Origin of the sequence: Mycobacterium sp. Aquia_213 (assembly GCF_026625985.1) — a bacterium.
GTDB lineage: Bacteria > Actinomycetota > Actinomycetes > Mycobacteriales > Mycobacteriaceae > Mycobacterium.
In genome coordinates this window covers 4273401-4300123 of sequence record NZ_CP113116.1, presented here as the reverse complement: position 1 = coordinate 4300123, position 26723 = coordinate 4273401, and the positions used below count along the sequence as shown (strand labels likewise).

Genomic DNA, 26723 nt, shown 5'->3' with positions numbered 1-26723 from the left:
GGCGCGAATGTCCGCCGCTGACCTTCGGGAGCAAAAATGACAACATGGGCTCGCCTCATCCTCGTACGGCCTTGGCTCGTCGCGGTCATGGCGGTAGTGGTCGTCCTGCTGAGCGGGTTGTGGGGACTCGGGGTGCTTGATCGACTGAACCTGGCCGGCTACACCGACCCCGACAGCGAGTCCGCGCAGGTGGACAACCTGATAGCGTCGGATCTCGGCCGCCAGACACCAGACGTTGTCGCGATCTATACGGCCCCCGCGGGGCGCTCGCTCGAGGACATACGGCCCCAAGTCCTCGATCGACTCAAGGCTGTGAGCTCTGACGTGCTTGCCAGACCAATCGAGTCGTATTGGACGGCGTCGGGTCCGATTCGTCAGGCGCTCGTTTCGACTGACCGAACCAAGGCTCTTGCAGTGCTTTCGCTCAGAGGCGGTGATGGAGACAGACTCAAGGCGTACATGAAGCTCACGCGCGAACTGACCGTGCCTGGAATTCGAACCCAGTTCACCGGAATCAGTGCGGTCACCGATGCATACAACGCCGAGTCGAAACGCGATGTCATGCTGGCAGAGTCGGTGGCAGTTCCCTTGACGCTACTTCTCGTACTGGTAATTTTCGGCGGCTTCGTCGCCGCGACGGTTCCGGTTGTCGTTGGCGGCCTTACAATTTTCGGCTCTCTGGGAGCGTTGCGGCTGATATCGATCTATACCGACGTGAGCGCGTTCGCGCTTGACGTTGCCTCTGTGCTCGGACTCGGCCTCGCAATCGACTACGGCCTGTTTCTGGTGAGCCGGTTCCGCGAAGAGCTTAACGACGGACATTCGCCGGTTGTCGCCGCACAGCGAACGGTTCGGACCGCCGGACGGGCGGTAGCATTCTCGACCCTTTTGATGACGTGCGCGTTCGCTGGAGTGCTCGCAGCCCCCGTTGCAGCGCTGCGGTCAGTGGGATTTGGCGCGATCGCGGCGGTTGATATCGCTGCGCTTATCTCGCTCACCGCGGTCCCCGCTGTCCTGGCAATCCTTGGCCACCGCATAAACGCGCTGTCAGTCGGGCGCGGTGCGCAGCGGCTGAACGAGGCAAGGACCGCGCGATTTTGGAGCGCTGTCGCTGACCGGGTGATGAAACGTCCGATAATTGCCGCAGCTGTTGTCGTCGGAGTCTTGCTCGTCTTGGCCGGGCCTCTGTTTGGCGTCAAACCCGGCCAGGTCGATATCAGCGGCCTGTCAACGGGTAGCCCCGTCCGCATCGCTCAGTCCACACTGACATCGGAGTTTCCCAATGCCACCAACGGAGCGACGCTCATGGTGCGTGGCGAGAATGGGGCGCCGCCGTCGCAAGAAGCGGTGAGCCAGGTGATGTCCGCCACCCGACGAGCCGACGGCGTCCGCTTTGTTCTTGTGCAGTCCAAGGCAAAGGATTTCGTTCTGCTGCACGTTGTGCTGTCCAAGCCAGACTTCACGATGGCCGCGAGGAATACCGTGAAATCGTTACGGCACATCTCCGGCCCACCCGGTCCGATTGTCCTCGTCGGGGGCGAGAACGCGAGCGGCGCCGACAGCGATATTGCGATAGTGGGCGGCATCCCCCTGATGCTGGCGGTCATGCTTGGTGCGACGCTGCTGATCATGTTCATGGCATTCCGCTCGATCGTATTGCCGTTCAAGGCGGTAGCCATGGCGATGTTTAGCCTTGCAGCCACGATCGGCATTCTGCTCTGGGTCTTCCAAGATGGACACGGTGCCGAACTCTTCGGCGCAGATGCCGGTCCGTTGCCCTTGCCGTCGTTGATCGTGGTCATCGGTGCCGTATTCGGGCTGTCCACCGACTATGAGTTGTTCCTTATGTCCAGAATGATGGAGGCCCACGAGCACGGAGCAACAACTGAAGAGGCTGTGCGGGTGGGTGTTTCGCAAACAGCCCGAGTCATCACAGCGGCGGCAGCACTGATGATCATCGTCACGGCAGCACTTGGGTCGTCGAGTGTGAGCATGATTAAGATCATCGGGCTCGGCATGGCATTGGCCATCTTCATCGATGCCACCATCGTGCGTATGCTCTTGGTGCCCGCACTGGTCAAGCTAATGGGACGTGCCAACTGGTGGTTGCCACGCTTGCCTTGGACACGCCGGGTCAGCGCAGCTGTCCATCCGATTGAATCGAAAACGCCGCCATTGCAATTCACGGCGAAGTCGGCATGAACCTCGTGATTACCGGAGCCGGCATTGGCGGGCCCGCGTCTGCACAGCGCTTCGACGGGACTGGCGCTAAGAAAGCGGCGTATATGTACAGGCGAGCGAAGCGTTACTTTGGATCGATCACGGTCGTCGCTCGATGGCCTTGTGGCACAGACTTTTACGACGATGGTCGACCCTAGCCTAAAGGAAAGATCACTAAGAAGGAGCGAAAGAACGTGACTATGAGAACAGAATGTAAATGCTGCAAGGATCTCTGCCGACTCGCTGCTTTAGATGCGCCACTGTGGGGGGCGCGCTACATAGGGAGTGCACTATGACACCGCAGGCCGTCGATCACGGGCGACGGATCACCCGCGCGAGCCAATCGCAATGCCATGCCGTTGCCGACGTATTGGCCGAAGCATTCCAAAATGACCCGTTATACGGGTGGTTGGTTCCCGACCCCGGCCGGCGGCCAGAAGCGTTGCAGCGATTCTTCGCCGTCGAGGCGCGCCTGATATTGCCTCACCTATGCAGTTTCGTGGCGACCGACTCCACGGGCAACCTCGGGGCGTTGCTGATGCTGCCACCAGGTCACTGGCGGAAACCGATGCATACCCAGGCCCGTCATGGTCTCGGCTATGCAGGGATTTTTCGACGCCGCCTTGGCCACGCCTTCGGCATGCTTACTGTGCTTGAGCGGCTACATCCCCGCGAACCGCATTTCTACCTGCCCTACGGTGGCGTCGTTCCGGCGGCGCAAGGACAGGGAGTCGGTGCGTCACTCCTAGCCGAGGTGGAACGACTCTGCGATGAACGGAATTTGCCTGCCTACCTCGAAGCGTCGACTGCTGACAACGCGCGACTCTACCGACGACATGGTTTCGTCACCCTGCAACAGGTCACACCGCTAGGTGCCCCTCCCATTGAACTCATGCTTCGTAGGCCCAACAACTAACTGACGTCTCACGGCTCCGTCCCCCAGCACAAGGGCGAAGCACCTGACGACACGAGTTGCTCGCAGCACACTCACGCGGTTATGGCGTCGGCCGACTCTCGTTGCGGCCGCGGCAATTGCGGCGTCGCTGATGGTGTGAGCTGGCTGTTATCGTAAAAACCGGTAGGGCAACGTAATTCATTGCCGGGCGGCGACTTCAATGGCCTATCCGGCGCGCTCCGACGAGCGGCTCCCATGTGAGCTGTTCGCCGGCCCTTGTCTCAAAGCCGTCAACGACCACACAGCGACGACGTGGACCGATCCGGTATGGGCGGCCAGATCGAGACGATGGTGCACTCCACCCCCCGGTTCGCCCAAAGACTCGGCTGCAAGAAGGTCGCGACTGAATCTGCGACTATGAATGGTGGTCCGGGTGGGGGACAACTTCACCGCGCCGGCGAGGCGCCAGGATCGGGTAAGCGATCAGGCTAACCGGAACGATCAACATCAACGGTTGACAGATTCTTGGCTCGGCGCGGGTCGTAGTAACTGGCGGGCCAGCGCGCGGGAGTAGCCGCGGCAGTACGTCGGTGCCGACCGCGCACCGACCTGAGATGGACGGGTACGCGTGCAAGCCGAGTGCAATACCTGAGCGCACCACTTTAGACCACGTCGCGACCAGGTGGTGCCACTACTTAGGGTACGGGTCCAATACACCAGCGCCTTGGATGGAGAGCGTGGCGAGTTGTCAGCGACGGTCAGCCGGCCATGAACTCGTTGTAGGCCGACTCCCAGAATGGTGACAGCGCGGTTGTATTGCACTGGCGCTGAATGTCACCGATCGGTTCCAGGATGCCCCGCAGGTCGTAGTACTCCTGCGGGTGAGCGGTGAAGTAGGTACGCAGATTGGTTGCCGCCTCCGCGCGCGGTTGGTTTTCCGCTGCCTTCACCACTGCATTGGCTTCTGGGTGAACGTCGAGGTACCGGTGGGCCGAGCTCGTCACCGAAGTGACGGTGTTATTCAATGCGGCAGGACTGCAGTCAGGCGTTGCGGACGCCGTTGGCGCCATGATCGTCGTTGTAGATAGACCGGCGAGTAGACAGACGCCGACGGCTTGTCGGCGCACACTCATGCGACTGATTTTCAGCATTGTGTTCCTTATCTGTGTTGCGGATCCCTGATGATGGGACCTGTTGTATCTATGTTTGTTTGGCCTTTTCACGTCCGACATTGCTACAAACCGACTTTCGACCGCCATCGCTGAGCTCGGGCGAGCGCACGTTCGGCTGCGCTGCCACGCGCCGGCATAATGCCCAGTTGTTGAAGCATCTCCGCAAGATTCCATATCGATTGTCCGCGCCAAATCAGTCCGGACCGGAACTGCCAAATATCGATCGCGAACACGTCAATGGTCTTTCCTGTCCCTGCGAATCCGGGTGGATCGATCACGCCCAGATGAGTGCCAGTGATCCGCCACGGCACGAGTGCAGCCTTCGCGTCTGCGGTGATTACGGGTGGGAACGGGTTAGAGTGGCAGATGTCCGGAAAGGTACGCACTGTCTCCGAGACGAAATCAGCTACCCTGCAACGACCCTCGACCGGTTTCGCCGTTGTGGGTTCGTGCCAAATCGCATCCTCTGTCATGCACGTCGAAACCGCTGCGCCGTCCTTCAAACTCCACGCAGCAATGTATCGGTCGATGAATCCGCGCAACCATTCGTTGCTCTCGATTCGATCTGCTGCCGCATTGATTGTGAACTGCCCCGACCCCGTGATTGTCGTCATAATGCCCCGATTGCTGTCTCGCGCCCACTGCCGATGACCTTGTCTCGACCGCCCAACCCTCCCGAAGTTCGGTCGATCACATTGCATCGTCTTCGTCGAGAGTTACTGATCGGTTATGCAACGGGGATTCAACATGATTGGTCCTTCACTCTGTGGGTGACGCCAGGCGCGTCGGTTGCGGCCACGGAGCGCAAGCGCACCGCCGAGTTGCCAGCGCTCGCCTGCGGCGTCGCACTGCCAACGTCAGCTCAACGCGGTCGCGGTCGCAGTCGCAGTCGCAGTCGCCGCGAGTTAGCCCAACGACGACGACAGAAGTGAGTTCTTGGACAATCGGCTGCGACTGACGCTGCGCGCAAACGCTGTGCTGTGCAACGTGTTCGGAGGACGAATCAGCGAGGCTGCGTTCAGTGGCGCAAAGTGCCCCGCGACTGCTCGGACTCGTCATCTCATGAGTCAGCCGTCGCACTCTGGCATTACGATGCCTCGGTCGAATGCATACACGATTGCTGCCGCGCGGTCGCGTAGTCCGAGCTTGACGAAGATGTGGCCGACGTGGGTCTTAACAGTCAACGCCGAAATTCCCAGCTCCCGGCCAATCTCGGTATTGGTGCGTCCCTGGCCGATGAGTGCGAGCACATCGAGTTCGCGAGCGGTCAGCTGCTCGACGGAGGCTGTTGTGCCACGTGGCGTTGCCGCACGGTAGGTCGTGAGGATGCGGCCGGTAACCGCAGGGTCGAGGAACGCTTCGCCGTCGGCGACAGCCCGAATAGCTCGGATGAGCTCCTCAGCCGGCGAATCCTTGAGGATGAAGCCTGCGGCACCGGCACGCAGCGCACCCGACAACAGCTCGTCGTCGTCGAACGTCGTAAGAACGAGGACTGGCGGTGGGTGATCCCGCGCCTGAATCGACCGGGTCGCCTCGATCCCGCTCACGTGTTTCATTCGCAGGTCCATCACGACGATGTCGGGTTCGAACTGGGCCACAGCGGCAGGCACTTCGGATCCGTCCGAGCACTCACCGACCACCTTGAAACCACTTTTGGGCCGAAGCATTCTTCTCAGCCCGGAACGTACTAGCTCCTGGTCATCGACTAGGAGCACCGCGATGTCATCCGTGCTCATGACCGCACTCCGGTGCCGTCTGTGGGTACCTCGGCGTGAACCAACCATCCCGGTGGCACCGGTCCGGCGCGAAACGAGCCGCCAAGCATCTCGGTACGCTGCCGCATACCGCGGATGCCGGATCCGGCATCGGACACGGCCAACGGATGGGAAGCAGTGTTGGCGACGCGAACAGTCGCCGACTCGTTCGTGATAGCGACGTGGACGCTAGTTTCGGCACCGGGAGCATGTTTGGCGACATTCGCCAGCGACTCCTGTGTGATGCGGTAGAGACTGAGTCCAGTTGCTGCCGAGGCCCATTGGGGAGCGCCATCGACGTCGTAATGGACCATCATCCCTGCGCGCCGGAAGTCCTCGACGAGCTCGGCGATGTCGTCGATGCCGGGTTCGGGTGTCGGACCTGACGGTCGGGTGCCTAACAGCCCAACTGTAAGACGGATATCGGACATCGCTTGGCGCCCAACACGTTCAGCGTCTTCGAGCGCCTCGATCGCGTCGGCGATGTCGCGGTCTTGCTGGAGGGCGTGGCGGGCAACCGTGAGGTTTAGCAGCGTGATGCTCAGGGAGTGCGCGATGACATCGTGGATCTCGCGTGCGATCCTGCGGCGCTCTTCACCTGCCGCCTGTTCCGCGTCGGCCTCCCGCGCGTCGCGTTCACGCCACAGAAGCCGCAGTTGCATCAGCATCATGCGCCCTGCCAATGCGCCCCACGCAACACCGGCCATATAGGGAATTCCCCAATCGAGCGTGCCCGCGACTGTCGGGACGGCCAGCGTTATCAGCGCGGCGATGGTGACTACTACGCTCACTGCAAACGACGCAATGGCCGAAATCGTCACGACGGTTACAATGAGAATGACAGGTGCCAAGTCCTTTTCGATCGGATGCACCAACAGGACCACCGTTGCGCCAATCTGCGCGGTCGCGCACCACAGGTTTTCGGCGGAGCTCTTCGGCCAGAAGACGATCAGCTGGGTCAGCCAGATCGCGGCGGCCAAGACGGCAATCCACGGTGCTCCGGCAACTACTCGCTGGCTGGCGGCGAGACCAAACGAAGCCAGTTGGGCGACCCAAGAGATGACGAAATACACGACCGGATAATCGATACCCATCTCACGCGAGCGGCGACGCACATAGTCCGCCACCCTCTCGATCACGCTCACCTCCTTAGCCTAAGACGTAGCAAGCGACATTCGCATCGTCCTTCAAGACGAGGGGTTCTCCACCCACGGTAGGAGGGATTTTCACGACCGCAGTCGGACGAAACACCAGGTTCGGCGCCCTAGCGTTACCTTCATGACCATTTCAGCAACACTGCCCGAACACAGTGACGTTCGTGATAGCAACGCCGGCCGGTACAGGGCACTGCTTGCGCGGCTGTCCGCCCTTTCGGTCACCCACCATTTCGACGCATATGGCGACATCGACTGGGATTCCGCCGAGTTCAAGATCGATCGCACGGACCCCCGCTGGGAGTTGCCGTCAGATGATCCGCTTGCGTGCACGGAGTGGTACCAATCTCTGCCGACGGAGCAACGACTGGGCCTTGGCCTCGATGGCGCCGTGGCGATGATGAAGACCGGGATCGAGTTCGAGCGGATCCTCAAGCAGGGACTGCTCGAGTTCGCCGGAACGCTTCCCAATGGTGCCCCCGAATTCAGGTATGCCTACCACGAGGTCATCGAAGAGTGTCAGCACTCTTTGATGTTCCAGGAATTCGTCAACCGCAGCGGTTTTGATGCCGCCCGGCTGCCGCTTTATGCCCGTCTGGGTGCGCGCCTTGTCATCGCGCTCGGTAAGCGGTTCCCGCCGCTGTTCTTCGTATTCGTCCTCGGCGGTGAAGAGCCAATCGATTACGTCCAGCGCAAGGTTCTGCGCTGCGATAACGATCTGCCGCCGGTTCTCGAACGGGTGATGCGAATCCACGTCACCGAGGAGGCCCGTCATCTCTCCTTCGCGCGGAGCTACCTCAAGACACGGGCAACGAAACTCAAGTGGTATGGCCGACTCCAGCTCGGTGTAGGGGCGCCGATCATCCTGTCGGTCATGGCCAGAATGATGCTTCGGCCTTCGCCGCAGTTGGTCGCGAAATACAGCATTCCAAAAGGGGTGCTTGCTCAGGCCTATACGAACAACCCCACCACCAAAGCTGACAATCTCGCCGCTATCCGGCGAGTGCGCAAGCTATGTGCAGAGTTGGGCGTGCTCGGCGGGGGCTACCGCTTGCTGTGGCGCCTACTTGGCCTGGACGACCCGTCCATCGATCGATGACGGTCGTCACACGTCAGCTGGCGGGCGACTCTTCAGGCACCGCAACCTCGCTTCCGTCCCGCTCTCGCTCTCCGATGCTGTCATCGCACTCAAAGGGATGTGCTCTACCTGCCGCGGCACAACTGATCACCAGTTCGTCCCGAGGAAACCGTGCGCGTAGCCTTCCCGGCTCGCGGTCCTCGACCGGGGGAGCTGACAATCTCCCACGTGGCACTCGACATTCCGCTCAATCAGCGTCAGGTGGAAGTCCTGCGTTGGATCAGTGACGGTTGCCCTGACGGCCGGTGGACCGACTTCACCTTCAAGACGACCGCAAACGCGCTCGCCTCGCGGCGTCTGGCGATGGTATCGAAGCGCGGCGGTACCTGGAGCGCCGCCGTCCTGCCAGCCGGTGAGTACTACCTGGCGAACGGTACTTACCCGCCTGGTCATTTCGCCAAGCGGCGTCGCAGTCAGCTCGTGGATCTGGATACCCCCGTGAGACCGGCGGCGGTTGCCAAGCGACCCGTGACGCCCCTCACCTCAGACGAGCTTGCCGGCCGGACCAAAAAGCCGACGCCTCGCGAAGGCTTAACTCCCACCCGCAAGCTGATCAAGGACATCATCGATGCGGGCGGGATGCTGGAACGCGACACGAAAGACGACACCACCAGTTACCGGAGCCTGGTCGGCATCATCAACCGCCGGGGAATGGCGCCCGACGGTCAAGAAGTCGTCATGGCGCGCGGCAAGTCGTATCACCATGTCGTCTTTCGGCTTTCGTCGGTGTCGGATTGGCAGACGGAACCGCCGTCGCACGTCGTTGCAGCCGAGCGGATCGGGCGCTGGCACCCGGCGGTGGCGTCGTTGCGCGATGAGAAGCGACTCGACTCCATCGAAAAAGAGTTGCGGGGGAGAGCCTTTCGGCTGTTGCATGCGCTGGCCCGCGAAGCGGATGCCCGCGGCTACGCCGTGCGCGTGACGCGCCAGAATTACCGCGGTTATGGCCACGAGAACACCAAGCTCAGTGGCGACTTGATTTTCACGGTGGGTGACATCGAGTGCTCGCTACATATTTGGCAACCGCAGGACCGGGTCGACCACACGCCGACGCGTGAAGAGTTGGAACGACAAAAGCTCTATTCGTGGAGCCGGCCTCCGAAGTACGACTTCGTTCCGGCGAACCGCCTGAAGATCGCGGTCGATACCACTAGCCGTTTCTCTTCCAAGGAGTCCTGGACCGAGACAAAGACGCTGTCGTTACAGAGTCGGCTGCCGGACGTGATGATGACTTTCGAGCGATGGGCTGTCGTCGACGCCGAGGGTAAGGATGCTGAACGCCGCGCCGAGATCGAGCGGCAGGCTCGGCAGGCCCGCGAAGAAGAACTCGCCCATGAGGCTTACGTCCAGCACGCTCTTGGTGAACGTCTCAAGGCAGACCTCGACCACTGGGAGTTGGCGGGACGGCTCCGACGCTACCTAGCGGAGATGGCCGCCCGGGTCGAACAGATCACCGACCCCGACGATCGTGCAGCCGCATCCGAGTGGATGAGCTGGTGCCAGGACTACGCCGCCAAGTGCGACCCGTTTGCAAAGCCGATCCGGCGCCCGAAGGTCAAGCAGCCGGGGTATACGGAGATCCAGGAGTTCCGCCAGCGGCTTGGATTTCGTTCTGGCCTTTGGTGATTCCCGAAGGCCGTCTGTAGCAAGCGTCATGCTGTTCGGCCGCGCACGATCGATTCATGGAAATCGGCGACGATTGGATAAACCCGACGTGGCCGCTCGACCCTCTACTTCGCCTCGTGAGCTTCCGTCTGGCTCGTGGTGAGCCGTTCGTAGCTCGCGAAAAGCAGCTCGAGCCGCTGCACATTGGTGCTCAGACGCTTTGTAGCTCCGAAGACCTTGTCGACCGCCCGGTCGAGATCATCGTGCGCCTTGATCAACTTCGGGTCCATCGCGAGCGGGTCATACGCGACGGCCAACGACCGCTCAGGGTGGAGTGCCCTAGCGGACTCCACGGCCTTACCTGCGAGGGCGATGAGCTGGCGCTCAGCTGGCTTCAGCGATGGAACCGGAAACGTGTTCCACGTAAGCGTGCTGGCGAAACGGGGATCAGACTTGATGCGACCGCCCACCGCCTTCTGCCAGGTGATGAACATCGACGACGAAATCAGGCCGAACTGCAATCCTGTGTCGTCGGGCATCGCGAAGTTGGCATCGCCAATGATTACTTCGGGGCCGACACGTAACACCGTAAAGTACCGCCGGTCATTCGCAACGTGCCGCGGAATCGCGATCTGCGGGGTATTTGTGTGGGAGCGTTGTCCGAATAGGTATGGTGTGTTGGCCATCTCGCGAGTGCTCGCGGCCGTGCTCTTGGATCGAAATGCCTTCACAGCTTCAAGTCGGCTCTTCAAGACCGGGCTTTTAGCGATGTCGCCGGGATCGAAGTCGTTGCCAGCCAGCCACAGACACCATCGGTCCTCGTTGTAGATCAATTCGTTCGCCTGGAGAAACCGACGAACGTACTTGGCTGCTATCGGGTCGGCAATGACCGCTTCGTAATCTTCAGGTTCGACCAACAGGTTGCCGGCGTCGCGGGGCATGTTGCCAAAGGCGGCCTTTGCAATCTCGGTTGAGAGCGCCTTGCTTGCCTTTGTCACCAACACATTTGGGCCATCAATCAAGTAAGCATTAAGACCCCGCTCAACGCGTACTTCGATAGGGTCGGATTTTACGGTGGCGTAATCGAATAATCGTTGCTTGGCCGTACGGTCTTTGGTGAACGCCACGATGACGCAGTGCACCACTGCTGCGCCGGGAGCCAACGAGTTCCAAGCGAAGGTGCGGTGGGCGAACTTGATTTTCCATCCGGCATCGAAAATCGCGCCGAATAGCCGTGGAACCTGGTCACCTTGTGTTACGGAGTTAGTGGTGACGTAGCCCCAGTCGCCTGGATTATCTGTCAGGAAGGCAGATGTCTTTACGTGCCAACCCGTTACGTAGTCAAGTCTACCGATCTCGTCGGTTTTCCAAAGGTTGCGCAACTGCGCGGCTTGTTCGCTCGTGCGCGTCTCGTGGCCGATGAATGGCGGGTTGCCGAAGATGTATGTCCTACCCTTCGGCACCGGAATCAAGTCCGACCAGTCGACCTCAAGCGCGTCAGCATGATGGATGTGGGCGGTGATCGTGATCGGCAACCGGTTCGGTGCAGCTCCGATCGCCGACGCGAGTTGTCGGTTCGCTTGATGATCGACCAAGAACATAGCTGTTTCAGCGATTTTGGCTGGCCACCAATTCAATTCGATGCCGTGAAACTGATCGATCGTGACCTTGGTTTCGAGCGTTGCATCGAGTGACATGCCTGTCTGCCCCTCGCGGTCCCGGATCGCGACGATGACCCGTGTTTCGAGTTCGCGCAGCCTCGCGTAAGCAATGTTGAGGAAGTTGCCTGATCCGCAGGCGGGGTCGACAAAGATATGTTGGGCAAGCGAGTCGCGAAACTCGCGAAGTTCCTTGATAGTCGTCGATTTGTTTGTAATGAGCCGATTGGCGCGCGCGTTGAGCTCGTCGAGGAATAGCGGACCAATGACCTTAAGAATGTTGGCCTCTGACGTGTAATGCTCGCCCTGCTGTCGTCGTGCCTTCTTCGACTTGACAAGCTGAAACATCGCACCGAACAATGCCGGGCTGATCTGCGTCCACCTGAACCGGCAGGCGGCAAGGAGCGCTTCGCGCATCTGCGGGGTGAAAAAGGGTGGATCCATCTTGTCGCTGAAGAGCGACCCATTGACAAATGGAAACGCCGCCATCGAAGCGGGAACGTTTTTCCGTTTTATCTCAACAGTATTTAACACCTTGAATAAGCTGAATAGCTGGCCGCCGAGATTATCGGCAGTAGTGTCGTAAGTGACAAATCTGTAGAACAGGTCCTCTTCCCAAAGGCCCGCGTCGTCTCCGTACAGCATGAACAGCACGCGGGTCAGAAACATCGACGCATACTGCACCGCTTCGTCTTCCTCGGCGGCCGTTGTTGGCGCTTCCTCACCGACCCCCTCGTCTGCGTCCTCGCCAACCATGGCGGTGTAGAGCTGAGCCATCAGCTTCGATGCTTGAATTGATGCGTCGGCTTCCTCCTTCTTCGTGATGACTTCAAGGCCAGCCAGGAAAATGAGTTGGTCGACATGATCTGCGATCTCGTTGAGTGGGATGACCAACGACCACGAGGCGTCACCCAGCTTGTCGACGCGGATACGCTCAAAGTCAGTCACAATCACGAACTTGGGCCACTCATGTTGCGCAATCGAGCCACCCGACAAGTAATCCAGCGCCTGGTCGAAGGCCGCCTGCAAGTCGTTGCTGATCGACTTGGCTTCACCGATGAATACACCGGACCAGAACACGTCGATCGACCCTGTATTGCCCGTTGATGCCCGTTTGGCATCGTGCTCGAACAGGCTGAAGCGTTCGGGGATAACGCCGAACTGGCGCAATAGATCCGACCAGAACGTCTGCGCGTGCGATGACTCAGAATGCCCACGTTCGGTCGGTGACCATGAGTCAATCTTCGTGCGCCAACGGTGTGCGAACCCGTCAAGATTATTCCTGATTGCACCTCTGTCGAGTTCGCTCGGCATTCCTACTCGGCTCCCCTCCGGCGCTGTTCCGAGCCCAAACGTAGCCGACACTCACGACAAGTTGCCGCGGATTCGACCATCAACATGGGTCGCATTCCAGCTCATCTCGTTCAGCACGACCTCCCAAATGCGTCCTTGATGTCGGCATCGATGACGTACTTGGAAATGTGGCACCGCTGACGGGGCGGGGATGGCGGAAGAAAACTCACGGGCTGTCCGCATGTTCATGTGTTCACTCCGTGCAAGGAGCGAACCCGTTGCACCAGAAATGTCACTTCGGCCATGGACGGTTGAAGCTCGTAGGCGTGGTGATGCACGGCTCGGCTGAGGCTTGCCCATAGTCGCTTCGCCTCTTCTCCCGTTTCGGTGCCCCGCAGAGCACCGAGGACTATCAGCCTGGAGGCAGTCGTCGGTTTGGGATAGCTTGACGGAGGAGCCCAGGTAGTGCACTGCTCGTTCAGCCAGTCTTCGAAAGCGCAACGCGCGAGAAGTGCCGCCGTTCGCGCGTTGCGGGATCCCAGGTCGATAGAGCCGTTCAACAGTTTGTCGGCGTAAGCGAGTAACCCCTCGCGGTCGGTCATCGCGCCAGGCGGCTCAGGTCGTTGACTGCGGTCTTGGTCACCTGGACGGCCACTTTATAGTCCTGTACGCCGCCGTGAATTCCTTTGGTGGCGACTGCCATAGCGGCCTGGCGGGCACTCCCGCCGCCTATCCATTTATCGACCGCAGTGGGGTCCGACGGATCCACGGCGCTTGCAACGCGCATGCGTGTGTTTGTTCGTCCCTGCCAATCTGCCTCCAGGATGGCGGAAGACCGACCGCCAATAAGTCCCGCGGCGCAGAAGGCGTCCCACGCGACAGATTCCAGGGCTTCCCGGCACAGCACCGGAATTGCCGCCTTCTTGATGGCGTCGGGAACCGCGTCGTCGGCCGCGATAGCGTAGGCGTCATCGAGCAGCCTAGTTGCTGGTCGGCTCGAATCGGTAACCGCGACCAGAGAATTGGCGCCGCGTGTCACTTCAAGGATTCGAGCTTGTGCTCTCGACCTTCGGATCGCTGCCGGTAACCGGTCGTCGTGCGTGAGGACGATGACTTGCCGGTCGACGGCGAGCTCGTTCAGCACTTCGAGGAAGCCCTCGATCTTGGATGGATCCATCGCCTGAATTGGGTCATCGAGGACGACAAAGCGAAACGGACTCTCCTCCAAGGTAGCTCGTGGTAAGAAGACGGCAAGTGCCAAGGCGTGCAGCTCGCCTTGGCTCATGACGCCGAATGCCTCAGTCTCGGCGCCGTCGACCGCAGCCTCGAGTACTACTCGGCGATGAGTCTTCTGTCCTTCCAATCGGATGGCGCCGAGGTCGACATTACTTTCCTGACGGAGTGCTGCCCAGATTGCTCGAGCTTTTTCGGCCAGAGGGGCGATTCGCTCGTTGCGGAGTTGACTAGCGTTCGCTTGCAGCCATTTCAGCGCGTCAGTGGCGATCTTGAGTTTGGGGGCGGCCTCGGCTGCCTTTTCGGCACGACCGATCAACTCCGCGAGTTGGATGGCAATGGGCCCCCATGCGTCCTCTCTGGCACTGGTCAAAGCGGACGCTTCGTCACGGAGCGCGTTATAGGCACGATCGATTTGCGGCAGGGCAGCCTCGGCGTGCTCGGCGAGCGCGGCATCATCGCCGATCGGAAAATTCGACCATCGATCGAAGGCGTCATGGGCGGCCTTCAGAGTGGACATAGTGTCGTCAGCGACCGGGGGTTTAATAACCGCGCGGATGATTTCGATCAGAGCGCGGCGCGCCGCTTCGGTTGCAGCGCGCGCAGTGGTCAGTGCCCGGTTAGCGCTTTGATCGAGTTCTACAGTGCGCTGCGCCGACGCTGCCCACTCTGCATCCAACGACCCCTCACCGCAGATCGGACACGGTTGATCGCCATGATTGCGGTGGTATGTAAGCGCGGCGCTCAGTAGTCGGCTGCGGTCAGTGGCAAGTGCGTCGGAGCGGGCGGTCTGCTGTTGCTCGGTCGCGGCTGCCGATCGCAGGGCCGTAGATGCGTTAGTAACAGCTTCACTGGACGGTGCGGAGAGCTGCTGCGCCTGTTGCCAGGCGGGCGGAAGCGTTGAACGAGCTCCCTCCGTGATCAGTGGTCTCACGGAATCAAGATCTGGTTTCGACTTGGTGATTTGCGTCAACGCGGTCGCAGCACGCGGATCCTGGTGGTCCGCGAGGGTTATCTTGAGTGCATCCCGCGAGATCTTGAGATCTGCGCCGGGTTGTTTCTGCAACTTCACCTCGCTGTCGAGGATGCCGATCGCATCGGTGAGTTGCTCAAGACCGAGCAGCTTGTAGAGCTGGTCGTGGAACTTGCTTGGGCTGCCCTCCAAGATCTGGCCAAGTTCGTCGTAGCTGAGTATCGGCCGGTACATCTCTAGTGCTTGGTTCCAGCCGAGAACGTCAATTGGTTCGCGCTTTTGGCCGCTCCGCTGAACCCAAGCCTTCTTCTCGGTGACAACATCCTCGGCGCCCTTCGGCCAGTCAACGCCTATAACCGTTGTGCCAGAGCCTTCTTCCGCGATGCCGATTCGGATCTCTGCGGGTTCGCCGGCGTGCAGGTTTCGCCAGGTCTGCGACCAGACTGCGGTCTTGTCCCTCCAGCGGGAGTTCACGCCAGTCAATGCGAGCTCCAGCGCTTCCGCGAGAGTCGATTTTCCTGACCCATTGCGACCGGCAATGACTGTCAGGCCTGGCCCCGGCTGCAGCGGCACCGTCGTAGTCGGGCCGATGCCTCGAAACCCGCGCACGACAATTGATGTCAGGAACGCGCCGACCGGGGTTGGGCGCTGGTTTTCCTCCGCTGACAGGGGTGTCGGCATACTCGATGCCGCCTGCTCTCCGCCGAGTATCTCCGACAGCTCATTGGGGTTTTCGAAGGCCGCCAACAAGGCGAGGCGCGCCTGCTCGCTGAGCGAGTCATCGTCATCAGCACACCGGAGGACCTGGTCCTTGAGTTGTTCATTAGCCATCCCCGACCACCTTTCGGGGCATAGCGTACGGGCGTGCGTCGACAAAAGGCGCGAACTCAAACCATCACTTGCTGTTCGCGTGGACTAACTGCTGGGTCGATCACGCCGGACTGGAGGCGACAAGTACCCCGGTTGCCGCGGCGCTCTGAATATGTCATCCTGTTGGGCTGCGGTGAATGCTCTGCGGCTGGCACCGTCGAGGTCCTGAGGCGAGTGCCATGGCTTGGATCGGTGTCGCGGCGTTCGCACGTCTTAGTGGCATCAGATCGACGCAGGGCTGAGTGAGGTATCAGATGGCTCGGAAATCGTCGGGCGCGAAGCAAACCAGCCGCAGAGTCGCGAAGACAGCTTCAAAACTTCTTCGCAGCTCGCGGTCTTCGGCGGCAGTGAAATCGCTTGCAGGAAGTGCGTTGGCCCAAGCGAGACGGAAGCGCCGGTAGGTCCAGTTTCACATCGCCCATTTATGGAAGAGTAGCTCCAGTAAGCTCGATTCGTTTTGTTTGTGCCCGCAATTAAACGATGCGTTAATACGTGTCGGAGGCTCCGCGGTATGTCCTATCTTGCCTTGGTGCACTGATAGTGCTCTCGTCGTGGTTTTCGTAGTACAGCATATTCGTCCACAGTAATCACAATATTCGGAGGCAGAAATGATTGAAATAATTGAGCGGCATATGGTTGGCGGCGAACGCCATGAGCACATCGCGGAGGTGAAATACGTGAATGGGAGTGGGCAGACTAAGAGGGCCACGCGTGAGGCGATGGTCGAATGGTTAGACACGTCCGATGCGAATAAGGCGATTGTTCGCTCCCAAACAAATCGGTCGCTGTACGCCTATGTCGGAACGGTGCATCCACAGCACTTACCTGCATACATTCGCACATATGCAGACCACGAGTGGACGGATAATCTATTGGCGTTGCCGAAGTACTAGATTCGTGCCGATGGAGTTAAGTAGGGATTGCGCAAGCTGATACGGGTGCTCATCCTCATGGTCACAGACGGTTCGGAACAAAGCCGCGACAGTCGGGCCGGTTGGCCGTATCGACGTGAGTAGGTTGTTGATTTTAAGCATAAGCTATTCGCAAGTGGATCGCGCGCTATTTATGCCGCGATCGAAAGCGTCTGCAGTTACGTGCATAAATGAATACTAGTCAAAATCTTGCACAATTTAGAATATAATATAATGAGCGCAAATCGAAGTGTTCAGAAAGGTGGCATCTTGAATTCGCAGAACCAGGACGAGTACGTTCCGCCGACTGGCCGGGAGATTGCCGACCGCCAGAATTCTGCTGAGGCTTTGCAACTCTTGCTGGCACAACGCCGACTGTATTCACAATCGAAGCGCTGGCTTGGGCTCCGCTGGCTTGGCATGCTGGTGATTGCCATCGTTGCTCCGGTGGTTTCGGTGGTCTGGCCTAACCTGGCGGTGGCTGCCGGTGCAGTGGCCGGTGCTTGGATATTCATCGGCAGGACTGCTCTGTCGAGGCTGGAGCAGAGAAAAGTTGAACAGGCGGCTGCCGTTCAAGAAGTCTTCGATCAGCTCATTTTCGGCATGCCGTCGAGCGGCGACCGCGCTGCGCTGCCGTCGCTTGAAGAAATATCACTTCTCGCCGGCCCCGATGCTGACGTCCTTAGCAGGGCGGATAAACAGAAACTCACTGATTGGTATCCGATCGACACGAGCCAGGACGGACTCCTGGCGGTCGCGATCTGCCAGCGCGCGAACGCGTCCTATTCCGACCGATTGCTCAAGGCGACGGCTCAAGTATGGGTCCTCGGCATGGCCGTGTGGACTGTCGCCCTTATTGCAGCTGGCATTTTGTTCAAGCTGACGGCAGCACAGTTCATCCTTGGAATCGTGATGCCCCTTCTTCCTCCGTTTCTGGATGTGTGGGAGTACTGGCGGAGCCTTCGCCGCGCTGCTGTGGATCGCAGGGACCTTGTGACAACGCTTGAACAGCGGATTGCGGGGGATGCTGGTGGTCTCGATCCTCAGGATGCTTTGGTCTGGCAAGGCAGACTGTTTGACCTTCGGCGGAACGCTCCACAGGTACCGGACTCGGTCTATTGGGTGTCGCGCAAACGCAATGAACTTGCAATGAAGTCCGCAGCCAACCAGTTAGCAAAGAGGGCAAAAGGGGAATAGGCGTATGGCAACGACGACAGCGCAGGCATTTGACGAGTTTTACGATGCCATCAAAGAAGATGACGCAATAAGTCAGAAGGTTAGCGATAGGCGTACGAACGTCGTCAACACACTCAAAGCCGCATTCCCCTCAACGGCAACGATACAGTTCCAGTCCGCCAAGCTGATCGGTTCGCTCGGACGTCACACTGCAAGCCGACCGTTCGATGATATGGATCTTCTTGTTCATCTGCACGTCGACGATGACTTGTGGCAGAGGACGTATCAATACAGTTCGACTGACTTCTTGTATCGAGTCCGAAGTAGTTTGTCTGCGAGCTCTACGGTAAAAAAGATCGGCGCGCGTGGTCAGGCGGTCCGTCTATTTTATTCAGATGGACTGGTGGTTGATGTGGCTGCTGTCGTGAAGATTTCAGATGGATACTATAAAATACCGGACGGCAGCGGAGGCTGGCTGTCCACTAATCCGATAGAACATGAAACCTATGTAAACCGTCGAAACAGTGAGTTGGGCGGTAATCTGAAACGCTTCGTGGTGGTTGCTAAGCAGTGGAATAAGGCACACAGCTCGTATCTATCTTCATTTCATCTCGAAATGATGGCAGCTCGCACATTCGCAACTCTCGGTACCAATCGGCGAGAGGCTCTGCGGCTGTTCTTCGATTACAATCAGTACAACTTAAGCGTGCAGGATCCCGCCGGTTACGGTGGAGACCTCTCGACCTATTTGACCTCGACCAATCGGACGCTGGTCAACGCGGCGCTTGGTGCGGCTCGTGATCGTGCGGATCTTGCACTTGCGGCGGAGAATCGCGGTGACGCTCGGGAGTCAATAAGGCAATGGGGAATAATTCTCGGATCGCGATTTCCGGCATACGAATAAATATCGATTTCTGGAGGACAGGGTGAGGAAACGAATCGTCACGACCCATCTGCCACAGAAACATCAACTTACATACCAGGCAACATTGTGTTCGGAATAAACTGACTCAGGGCTAACTGTGACGATGAATCAGCGACCTGGGCTTCGAATTCTGCTGAACAAGATCACGCCATTGTCATACAATCAACGTCCTTGTCGCAGGTCCGATATATGTCCATCAACCGACTAGGCCCCTCCTGCGCCTTCTGCGGGCGCGGCAATAGCTCTGCGCGAGACCAGTTTGTTCAGCCGCAAATACAAGCCGTACGTCGTCACCTGGATTCGGCGGCAACAGACCGTTGTCCACGGCCCACTTGTAAAAGCCCGTGCCGAACTGGTCTCTGCCTTCCTTTAACCAAACCAGCGCGCTGAGCATCGCGCGCTTTCCCATGACGGCCTCGATGTCATCGATGGTGCGATGGTTGACATCGCCCAATACGTGCCCAAGTGCCGAACGTTCGTGAATGTCGTCTAGGTTGAACGGCCGCAGCCCGGTTCGCTCTGCCACAGTGTCGTTGAGCTGTTTGTAGTAGATCCGTGTTCCGTGCTCCAGCAGCAGGTCCGTGCTGGCCGTTACGAACTCATCCCACTGTTCGGGTGTCCGCCCAAAGAATTCGGTCCTCATTGACTCCCCAGTTCCAGTGCGCGCCCCTCGGCTTGTCGAGCGAGTGAAGTTGCCCCGCCTGATGGCAAACCTAGCCAATTGACCGGGAGACTCGCCCGTTCGGTTCCCTACTACCACACCATGTCAGCGTGCACGCGGTCGCAGACCGGGTACTGCCCGTTCGCGCTTTGGTCCGAACGGAACCGGATCTGCGCCTGCAGGTCAAGGCGGCGATTGCCATCGCTAAAAGGAGATCTAGGACGAGGACCACCGTGCGGCTTAGCGTGGCCGGTCATAGGGGGAGCGCAGCGTCACCCCGCTCCGCTTCAAGTGGCTGGCGATGGTGTGGCGATTCGTTCCGAACTGTGCCGCCAGCTTGTAGGTGGACGTGCCAAGCCGATAGAGCTCAAATGATCTGCTGCAACTCGGCCGGGCTCAGCTGGCGGGTCATTGCACCGCTTTTACCAGCCGGCGTCGGACCTGACCGAATCCGAGCTGCTCGTCCATCGGCGCGCGGTCAAGGTGGCCGATCCGTCGTTGCCGCAGCGGGCCGGCCGGGCCTATGCCAGATTCAGCCGCGGAGACACGATGCTGGTCGGGGGTAATCAGGGCATCATCGTCCGCAGCGTTGTTCGACCGGAACCGGATCTGCGTCTGCTCGTGAAGGCAGCGATCGCCATTGCCAAAAAGGACCTCGACGACGAGGACCGGCGGGCGGCTTAAGTCGGCCGGTCGTATGGGGAGCGCAGCGTCACTCCACCGCGCTTTAAATGGCTGGCGATGGTGTGGCGGTTCGTCCCGAAGCGCGCCGCCAACTTGTACGTAGACAGACCGGAGCGGTAGAGCTCGATGATCTGCTGCAGCTCGGCCCGGCTGAGTTGGCGGGTCATGCGGTACTTTCGCGGTACCGTAGCCCTGACCTGCGGCGATGCCTGACCCCTGTTGTTATGGGCAAGAAAGCTAGCCAAACTACTTAATTTGACAAAGTGTCCATTTTGGTTCGAAAGAGCTTCACGGAGGACCACTCTTTGTTCTGAGTCGCGACATGGGTTACAGATTCCCCGGCCATCGGCCGGGGTTTTTGTTTTGGTTGCGCCAATAGTTTTTGTCGGGGTCGATGTGGTGGCTGCTTAGGACGTGGTGGCCGGTTTTGCTGATGACGGTGACGGTGGTGGCGGCGACGAGGATCAGTACCGGGGTGTTGGCGTGGGTGATGCCGATGCCGGGCCGTCAGCTGCACGCCGCAGGCTAAACCTGTTGAGTCAGGACATCACTGGAGTCTCAGGCCGCGGTCGGCACACGAACTTTCGGAGATGCAGTATTCGATGTGTGCGGTATCGCTCCGGGGTCGCAGGGTCAGGGGGTGTCGCGGGGGGTATAGAGCATCACCCAATGGTCGCGCTCGGGATCGTGTAACACCTCGCTGTCGAAACTCAGCCAGCCACGGGTCGGGTGGCGCAGTCGCTTGACCGCTGACCGCCGCGCGCCGACCTCACCACGCTCCCAATGGGCGCGGAATGCTGCGCTGATTGCGGACAGCTCGCCGAACAGGGACTGTAGATACCCATCATCGGGGTACCGACTCAGCGCCAAGCGGAGTTGAGCCGTGGACTCGCTTGCGAGCTGGTCGGTCCCGTCCTCACCGAGGACGTCGCGAAGTGGTGCAGCCGTGAAGCACTGGTAGACAATGTTGCGACCATACGGCCCTCCGATAGAGAGCGGCCCGAAGAGTTCTGCTGCGGCGGCATTGTGCGCCAACAGGTCCAAGTGTCCGTCGTGAATAGTGATCGGTGTGCTGTCATCGAGACTGCGCATCAATCGCAGCAGACCCGGACGTACCTCGGTGTCGGGAGCGTCGGGCTCGGGGGGAAGTTCACCGGCGAGTCGAAACAAGTGGGCCCTTTCGACGCCCGAAAGTTCGAAGGCTCTTGCCAACGCCGCGAGAACCTCGCGGGAGGGACGCGGCGCACGACCCTGCTCGAGGCGTGTGTAGTACTCGACGGAGATTCCGGCGACATCGGACAGCTCCTGGCGGCGCAGCCCCGGAACCCGCCGGTGTGACGCCCGCGCGCCGCCCGGCCGACCCGGGGGCGCCATCTGAGAGCGTCGACGACGCAAGTACTCCCCGAAGTCCGCCCGGTCATTGCTCGTCACGTGGCCTGCACGCCACTATTGTGCCTTCGGCCATGTGCGGCGGAACCCAACAAGCATGGCCCTGCCGGTACCAGGCTCGACAAGGCCTTGCCCGCCCGCACGAGGTCCCGCACATTGAGCACATGAGCGCAACCACCCAGACCATCGTCATGACTGGCGCCACGCGGGGAATCGGGTTCGAAGCGGCGCGCGACATCCTGCGCCGCAGTCCCGAGATTCACCTAGTGCTTTTAGCGCGAGAAACCTCCGGCGCCGAGGCACTCCCCCGCCTGCAAGAGATCTCACCCGAGGTGTCGATGATCGGCACCGATCTCGCAAGCAAGGCAAGCATCGAAAATGCCGCAGCACAGCTGGAGGACCTCCTCGACGCCGGTGAGCTTCCCGCTCTTCGAGGCGTCGTCTGCAACGGCGGCGTCCACCTCGCCGACGCGCTCCACACCACCGTCGACGGGTACGAGACGACCTTCGCCGTCAACGTCTTGTCGACCCACCTGCTCCTGAGACGATTGCACCCGCACCTTCAAGCACCGGCGCGCATCGTTGTCACTGTCAGCGACGCTCACTTCGGCGACTTCCGGCACACCGGCGGCACGCTGCCCCCACCCCGATGGTCAACTCCCGAGGTCCTCTCCCAGCCGGGCGCATTCAACCGGCCCGGCCACGTCCGCGCAGGCCGCCGCGCTTACGCAACGAGCAAGTTGGCCGGCATCCACCTCGTACACGAATGGGCCCGCCGACTACCTGAAGGCATCGACATCGTCTCCTACAACCCGAGTCTCGTGACGGGCACGGGGCTCTCCCGAGATGCAGGCGGTGCACTCCCGCTGTTGATGAAATGGATCATTCCGGTTCTGGAGGCCACGCCCATCGTCGACACCGCACCGGTCGCAGGTCGCAAACTCGCCGACGTAATCCTCGGTGTGACAACAGCTCCCACCGGCTCCTACATACACCGCACCCAGGCCACGGCGTCTTCCGGCGAGTCATACGACGCCGATCGCGAGCGGGCCCTATGGGACTGGATGGAACAGGCAAGCGCTTCTAACTATCGCTAAGAATCCATTTAACGTCGGTCCAGGTGGACGTCGCGAAGCTCAACGCCGTGCCGGGAAAGCGCCAGCGAGGCCTCGCGACGTTGTCAGAGCTAGGAAATCCGGTGTGCCGCTATCAAAATGACTCCATATGCAAGCAACGCCGGGACCTTTTCTGCGGCAACGAACCGAGTGGAAGGATACAACTGTGCCTCTGGCCCGCATCGACCTCATTGAAGGCAAGTCCGCCGAGTACCGACGTACGATCGCCGACATTGTGTACGAGCAGATGATCACCTGCCTTGGGGTTCCCGAGGACCGATTCCAGGTCATCTCAGAGCACAAGCCGGAGAACTTCCTGTTCGACGCGGATTACCTGAGCTACTACCGGTCCGAGAATTGCATCTTCATCCAATTGATTTTTCTTGATGTCGCTAGCGGCGATCAGAAGGCCGCGTTCTATAAGGCCGTCGTGGGCGAATTGCAGGACAAGCTCCGCGTCCGCCCGGAGGATGTCTTCTTCAACCTGATGACCGTCGAGTCCTCGGACTTCTCCATGGGCATGGGTCGAGCCACCTACATCAACGGCGTGCCTGTCGACCGGCTAGACCCAGACTCGATAGCCGATTAGCCTCGGCGGAGGCTCCCAGGGCGATCAGAGCCAGATTCCGGCTCGCGGGTGACCACTTAGGGCGCCCTTCTCCTAGAACAATCCGATCAGCTTGCCCACAAGACCTCAAGACGTTCACGTGTCCTCATCGAGTCCCATGGCATACCTGCCGATTGCTCCGTGCGGTTACCCGCAGGGAGCGTAGTCGCATCCAATGGTGGTCCCGATATGCCGTTCGCCTCACAGAGGCCAAAGCCGATATCGACTCTCATCGCTGCACTCGCACCGGCACGTTGTGCCAGCCAGTCACATTCGTCATGGCGACGCGTTTCAACCCGTCGTGCTGAATCTCATATCGGGGCATGAAATCGAGCAGCTTATCGAGCGCAATAGCACTCTCCATCCGTGCCAATGCGGCACCCAGACAGCTGTGTATGCCGTAGCCCAGCCCGAGGTTCTGCGCCTCGCCGCGATCACGCTCGATGTCGAAGGTATCGGCGTCGGTGAAGGCGCGCTCGTCCCGGTTCGCTGAACCCGCGACCAGCATGACGGGTTTGCCCGCCGGGATGGTGGTGCCGTGCAACTCGACTTCTTTCATGCTGTAGCGCACCACATACTGGGCGGGTGCTTCCCAGCGCAGCAGCTCCTCTATGGCTGCCGGAATCTTGCTGCGATCATCGAGCAACATCTGCCACTGATCAGGGTGCTCAGCCAAGGTGACGACCGCGTTGCCGACTAGCTTGGTCACTGTCTCGGCGCCGGCCCCGCCCAACAGCGATGCGAAACCGGTGATTTCGACGTCATCGAGCTTGGTTTTGGTGCCGTCCTCACGGTCGACCTCGACGGCGATCAGCGAGCTGATCATGTCGTCGCGCGGCTCGGCACGGCGATCCTGGATGATGTTGTAGTACATCAGCGCGGTCTCGATACCCGCCTGAAGTCCGGCCTCCGGCATTCCGATCTTGCCGTATTCCCGCTCGAGCTGCTTGTCGAGCAACAGCCGGACCTGTTGGCGAAGCTCTGCCGGGACACCCAACATCCCGGTAATCACCTCGACCGGAAACAACGCGGAGAAGTCTTGCACCACATCGAAATTCTCCGGGTCGGCGGCGCTGAGGAACCGCTCGATCTGCTCGGTGACCATCTGTTGTTGACGTTGGATGGCGCGGGGGGTGAAGACCTTGTTGACCAGGTTACGCATCCGTCGGTGTGCGGGCGGGTCCATCATGATGACCAGCGGCGGCACCGGGTTGTCAGACTGCACCATTTCGAGGTCGATTCCACGTGCCGACGAGAACGTCTCGAAATCTTTCAATCCGGCCGCGACATCGGCGTGCCTGGTCAGCGCGTAGAAATCGTACTCGTCGTTGTAATAGACCGGGGCCTCATCACGCAGCCGCCGGTAGGTCTCATATGGCGCGTTGAAAAAATCGTCAGAAAACGGGTCGAAAACAACCTGTGAAACGGTCAAATCATCCTCCTAGCCCGGCGGGCGCCTCGAATACGGAAATCGCTGTGTTCAAGCATCATTGGTGTGTGTATGAACCTCTCGTGCTCTCATTCAGGCCCGGCCGGTCCGGCGGGTACTGTTCCTCCTGGGTCGCGACGCGCAACATCGCCGCGGGCTCGGTGAGCTTGATGCGCGGTCGTCCCGTCCGTTGGCCGGTCCGCCTCTCGGCGGCGTCGATCCGCCGCCAGCCATCGAAGCCGATGGCGTTTGGCTGTCGCTGCCGCAGCAACTCGCGGAAGCTGCTCTGGTCGGGGGCCGGGACGACCGCGCCGGCCGCCACATCTGCCACCAGATGCGCCACCGTTTCCCGGGCGCATCGCTTGTTGCTGCCGATCACACCCGATGGACCTCGTTTGATCCAACCCGTCACGTAGACGCCTGGGAGCGACTCGCCCCCGGGCGATGCCAACACGCCGCCCCGGTGGTTGGGAATCACGCCGCGCGCCAAATCGAAGGGCACGCCCTTGACTGGAACACCATGGTGTCCGACCGACTCGAACACCAGGCCGGTGCTGAGTTCGTCGGATTCCGGACCTGTCTGGACTCTGATTCGGCCGTCATCATTGGACACCAGCGTGTTTCGGGCCAGGCGGACGGAGGAGAGTTGCTTCGCCCCGCAGAAGCGTGTCGGTGAACGCCGGTACTTCAAGACGATCCGCCGTGTCGCGCCAGTGGTCGGCCGGCGCGAAATCTCCTGAACCAGTTCAGCTTTCAGGAGGGCAGCCGGCTCGACTTCCGGCTGCGCGAGCTGCTGTGCGGTGACGGGATCGATGACCGCGTCGCCGGGGTCGATGATCACGTCCACTCCGGGGAGGTCGAGCAGGGCGATCAGTTCGGGGTTGGTGTACGCCGCCTGAGCAGGACCCCGCCGCCCGACGATCACAACCTCACGGATGTTGCTCTTGCTCAATGCTTTCAGGGCGTGCTCGGCGATATCTGTGTTTATGAGCTCAGCGGGATCGGTGAGCAGCACGCGTGCGATGTCGAGTGCCACATTGCCGTTGCCGATTATGACCGCACGTTCGCCGGACAGGTTGAATACCAGATCTGCTTGGTCGGGATCGCCGTTGTACCAGCCGGCGAACCCAGTCGCCGAATGCACGCCGTTGAGATGCGCGCCGGGCAGGCCGGTCGTGCGGTTTGCAGAGGCTCCGGTGGCGTAGATAACGGCGCTGTAGGCGCCCGACAACTCCTCATGCGAGACGTGGGTGCCGACCTCGACGCCAAGGTGCATGGTCACGTTGGGTTTGCGTGCGGCGCGCTCGAACAGGTCGGTGATCGATTTCGTCTCCGGGTGATCGGGAGCCACCCCCGTGCGAATCAGCCCGAACGGTGCCCATGAGCGGTCGTAGACGTCCACCGCGATGCCTTTGTGTTCGAGCAATTCCCAGACGGCGTACATGCCCGCAGGACCGGACCCGACGACCGCGATCCGAATCCCGGACAGATCGGCGCCGGGGCGCAGAACCGTCATGCGCAAGTCGTCGGCGCTGTGCGTGCGGCTCTGGAAATAAGCCGAGCTGATATCCAGGTAGCGCAGCTGGGAGTCGGTCAACTCGTCGTCGGCGACGATGGCGTCGACGGGGCACTCCTCGACGCACGCCCCGCACTCGATGCAAGCATCGGGATCGATGTAAAGACTTTCCGCGGTGGTGAATGTGGCGTCATCGAGTCGCGGATGGATGCAGTTCACCGGGCAGACCGCGGTGCAAGACGCGTCCTTGCAGCAGGATTGCGTGATGACGTAAGGCATCTTCGGTGGCGGTCCTCCTGGTGGGGCGGGCCGACAGCCGCGCCGCATGGCCGCCACCCTGAAGCT

Annotated in this window: 21 protein-coding genes; 11 read left to right on the top strand and 10 right to left on the bottom strand. The window is 60.3% G+C overall.

Annotated elements, in window-relative coordinates; translation table 11 throughout:
- Nucleotides 1–36: 36 nt before the first annotated feature.
- A complete protein-coding gene (locus LMQ14_RS19915) occupies nt 37–2202 on the top strand; it encodes an MMPL family transporter (RefSeq protein ID WP_267731237.1) in 2166 nt (721 codons plus the stop codon).
- A gap of 310 nt (nt 2203–2512) precedes the next feature.
- A complete protein-coding gene (locus LMQ14_RS19910; RefSeq protein ID WP_267731236.1) occupies nt 2513–3136 on the top strand; it encodes a GNAT family N-acetyltransferase in 624 nt (207 codons plus the stop codon).
- A gap of 737 nt (nt 3137–3873) precedes the next feature.
- Here LMQ14_RS19910 and LMQ14_RS19905 read toward each other — a convergent pair.
- From LMQ14_RS19905 to LMQ14_RS19890, 4 genes are all read right to left on the bottom strand, one after another.
- Complete coding sequence (locus LMQ14_RS19905) at nt 3874–4263, bottom strand: heme-binding protein (RefSeq protein ID WP_420714701.1); 390 nt, start codon at nt 4261–4263, stop codon at nt 3874–3876.
- Nucleotides 4264–4349: 86 nt separating this feature from the next.
- Complete coding sequence (locus LMQ14_RS19900; RefSeq protein ID WP_267731234.1) at nt 4350–4901, bottom strand: ester cyclase; 552 nt, start codon at nt 4899–4901, stop codon at nt 4350–4352.
- 453 nt (nt 4902–5354) lie between these two features.
- Nucleotides 5355–6023 (bottom strand): response regulator, encoded by a 669-nt coding sequence (locus LMQ14_RS19895; protein WP_267731233.1) that lies wholly within the window; start codon nt 6021–6023, stop codon nt 5355–5357.
- Nucleotides 6020–7186, bottom strand: a complete 1167-nt coding sequence (locus LMQ14_RS19890; RefSeq protein WP_267731232.1) for a sensor histidine kinase — start codon at nt 7184–7186, stop codon at nt 6020–6022. The genes LMQ14_RS19895 and LMQ14_RS19890 overlap by 4 nt, the downstream gene beginning before the upstream one ends.
- 133 nt (nt 7187–7319) lie before the next feature.
- Here LMQ14_RS19890 and LMQ14_RS19885 point away from each other — a divergent pair, with 133 nt between their 5' ends.
- Entirely contained in the window at nt 7320–8294 is a 975-nt protein-coding gene (locus tag LMQ14_RS19885) for an AurF N-oxygenase family protein (RefSeq protein ID WP_267731231.1), read from the top strand.
- A 207-nt stretch (nt 8295–8501) separates the two neighbouring features.
- The gene (locus LMQ14_RS19880) at nt 8502–9959 is read left to right on the top strand and encodes a hypothetical protein (RefSeq protein ID WP_267731230.1); all 1458 of its coding nucleotides are present in this window, start codon (nt 8502–8504) and stop codon (nt 9957–9959) included.
- A gap of 104 nt (nt 9960–10063) precedes the next feature.
- Here LMQ14_RS19880 and LMQ14_RS19875 read toward each other — a convergent pair whose 3' ends face one another.
- Together LMQ14_RS19875 and LMQ14_RS19870 are read right to left on the bottom strand one after the other, a co-directional pair.
- Nucleotides 10064–12910, bottom strand: a complete 2847-nt coding sequence (locus LMQ14_RS19875) for a DNA methyltransferase (RefSeq protein WP_267731229.1) — start codon at nt 12908–12910, stop codon at nt 10064–10066.
- A gap of 577 nt (nt 12911–13487) precedes the next feature.
- Nucleotides 13488–15926, bottom strand: a complete 2439-nt coding sequence (locus tag LMQ14_RS19870) for an AAA family ATPase (RefSeq protein ID WP_267731228.1) — start codon at nt 15924–15926, stop codon at nt 13488–13490.
- A 647-nt stretch (nt 15927–16573) separates the two neighbouring features.
- On the opposite strand from LMQ14_RS19870, the gene LMQ14_RS28315 reads away from it, so the two are divergent.
- From LMQ14_RS28315 to LMQ14_RS19860, 3 genes are all read left to right on the top strand, one after another.
- The gene (locus LMQ14_RS28315; protein WP_420714547.1) at nt 16574–16858 is read left to right on the top strand and encodes a DUF3892 domain-containing protein; all 285 of its coding nucleotides are present in this window, start codon (nt 16574–16576) and stop codon (nt 16856–16858) included.
- Between the two features lie 288 nt (nt 16859–17146).
- A complete protein-coding gene (locus tag LMQ14_RS19865) occupies nt 17147–18073 on the top strand; it encodes an S-4TM family putative pore-forming effector (protein WP_267731227.1) in 927 nt (308 codons plus the stop codon).
- A 4-nt stretch (nt 18074–18077) separates the two neighbouring features.
- Nucleotides 18078–18956, top strand: coding sequence for an SMODS domain-containing nucleotidyltransferase (locus LMQ14_RS19860; RefSeq protein WP_267731226.1), 879 nt, complete (start codon nt 18078–18080; stop codon nt 18954–18956).
- Between the two features lie 217 nt (nt 18957–19173).
- Here LMQ14_RS19860 and LMQ14_RS19855 read toward each other — a convergent pair whose 3' ends face one another.
- On the bottom strand, nt 19174–19620 hold the full coding sequence (locus LMQ14_RS19855) for a hypothetical protein (protein ID WP_267731225.1): 447 nt from the start codon (nt 19618–19620) through the stop codon (nt 19174–19176).
- Nucleotides 19621–20049: 429 nt separating this feature from the next.
- Between LMQ14_RS19855 and LMQ14_RS19850 the strand changes: the two genes are divergently transcribed.
- A complete protein-coding gene (locus tag LMQ14_RS19850; protein ID WP_267731224.1) occupies nt 20050–20322 on the top strand; it encodes a hypothetical protein in 273 nt (90 codons plus the stop codon).
- Between the two features lie 394 nt (nt 20323–20716).
- Nucleotides 20717–20851, top strand: a complete 135-nt coding sequence (locus tag LMQ14_RS19845) for a hypothetical protein (RefSeq protein ID WP_267731223.1) — start codon at nt 20717–20719, stop codon at nt 20849–20851.
- Between the two features lie 104 nt (nt 20852–20955).
- Here LMQ14_RS19845 and LMQ14_RS19840 read toward each other — a convergent pair whose 3' ends face one another.
- Nucleotides 20956–21753, bottom strand: coding sequence for a helix-turn-helix transcriptional regulator (locus LMQ14_RS19840; protein WP_267731222.1), 798 nt, complete (start codon nt 21751–21753; stop codon nt 20956–20958).
- A 122-nt stretch (nt 21754–21875) separates the two neighbouring features.
- Between LMQ14_RS19840 and LMQ14_RS19835 the strand changes: the two genes are divergently transcribed.
- Both LMQ14_RS19835 and LMQ14_RS19830 read left to right on the top strand, forming a co-directional pair.
- Nucleotides 21876–22808 (top strand): SDR family NAD(P)-dependent oxidoreductase, encoded by a 933-nt coding sequence (locus LMQ14_RS19835; protein ID WP_267731221.1) that lies wholly within the window; start codon nt 21876–21878, stop codon nt 22806–22808.
- A 184-nt stretch (nt 22809–22992) separates the two neighbouring features.
- Nucleotides 22993–23415: a tautomerase family protein gene (locus tag LMQ14_RS19830; RefSeq protein ID WP_267731220.1), complete on the top strand. Its 423-nt coding sequence runs from the start codon at nt 22993–22995 to the stop codon at nt 23413–23415.
- Between the two features lie 247 nt (nt 23416–23662).
- Here LMQ14_RS19830 and LMQ14_RS19825 read toward each other — a convergent pair whose 3' ends face one another.
- A complete protein-coding gene (locus LMQ14_RS19825) occupies nt 23663–24865 on the bottom strand; it encodes a cytochrome P450 (RefSeq protein ID WP_267731219.1) in 1203 nt (400 codons plus the stop codon).
- A gap of 55 nt (nt 24866–24920) precedes the next feature.
- On the bottom strand, nt 24921–26657 hold the full coding sequence (locus LMQ14_RS19820) for an FAD-dependent oxidoreductase (RefSeq protein WP_267731218.1): 1737 nt from the start codon (nt 26655–26657) through the stop codon (nt 24921–24923).
- Nucleotides 26658–26723 lie beyond the last annotated feature (66 nt).